This window comes from Streptomyces boncukensis, from assembly GCF_011045075.1.
Classification (GTDB): domain Bacteria; phylum Actinomycetota; class Actinomycetes; order Streptomycetales; family Streptomycetaceae; genus Streptomyces; species Streptomyces boncukensis.
On sequence record NZ_JAAKZZ010000981.1, the window covers coordinates 1 to 1,207 of the forward strand.

A 1,207-nucleotide genomic window follows, 5' to 3' on the forward strand; every position below is an offset into this window, starting at 1 on the left:
CCCCGGACCCGGCCCCGGCTCCGGCCCCGGACAGCGTGACCACGGCCCCCACGGGCCCGATCCGTACATGCGCCGCCCACGCGCGCGACGGCTCCCGGTCCCGGTCCACCCGGACCCGGATCGTCACGCTCTGGCCGGGGCGCAGCACTCCGCCCGTACGGCTCAGCTCCAGCCACGGCGCGTCCGCCGCCGCCGACCAGCGGACCGGCTTGTCGCCCTGCGCGCTGACGGTGATCAGCGAGCCGTGTCCGAGCGTCTCGGCCGTCACGGCCAGCTGCCGGGCCCCCTTGCCGTGCTTGCCGCCCGGCATGTCGACCGCGACCGAGATACCGGACTCCGCCGCGCGGTTCCCGCGCTTGCCGGACTTCGCGTCGTCGGCCCGCCCGGCCTTCTCGTACGGCAGCCCGTCGAGGCGGTCGGCCTCCTGGCCTTCGGGGGCTGATACGGCGCTGTCGGCCTGCCGCTCGCCGGTGCTCGGCGCGCCGCGGTACGCGGCCCAGAGGGCGAGGACCGGCGCGGCGACGACGGTGGCGACGACGGTGGTGGTCACCGCCCGGCTGCGCAGCCGCTCCCGCCGCGCCGCGCGGTCCTTGAGGTCGACGGGGAAGCCCGCCTTGTCGAACCGAGGCGAGCGCTGCGCCCGCGCCCTGCGGACGGCCTCCAGTGCCGCGTGCACGGCCGGGCGCGGGGCCTCCAGCAAGGCCAGCGTGGCGGAGGCGGGTGCCGTGCCCGGCCAGGACACCCCGGCCATGGCGCGCTCGGCGCCCCGCCGGCACTCGGCGCACTCGTCCACGTGCCGCACCAGCTCGCGGCGCAGCGCGGTGCCCATCAGCAGCCGGTCGTCCCCGGCGAGGCGCGCAACGGCGGGGCAGCCGCCGGACTCGACGACCGCGAGCGCGGCGCGGGTGCGCTCGACCTCGCAGGCGGCGTGCGAGAGCAGCGTGCTGGCCGCCTCGGCGCTGAGCGACAGCACGGCGGCGACCTCGTGCGCGGCCAGCTGGTGGCGGACGGACAGCTCCAGCGCCTCGCGCTGCTCGGGGGCGATGCCCGCGGCCTCCGGCCAGGCGAGCGCGGCCAGTTCGCGGCGCCGCTGGGCGCGGACGGCCTCGGCGAGCGGGGCCGCGAACGGGTGCTCGGGAGAGGCCGGGGGCGAGGACGGCGCGGGCGAGGACGGCGCGGGCGACGACGGGGCGGGCGACGACGGGAC

The 1,207-nt window shown here is 79.3% G+C and carries 1 protein-coding gene; it reads right to left on the minus strand.

All coding sequences use genetic code 11. From position 1 onward, the window contains the following. Positions 1–1,207 (minus strand): BACON domain-containing protein (locus tag G5C65_RS37445; protein WP_420903408.1); only part of this gene is annotated, 1,207 nt, incomplete at both ends.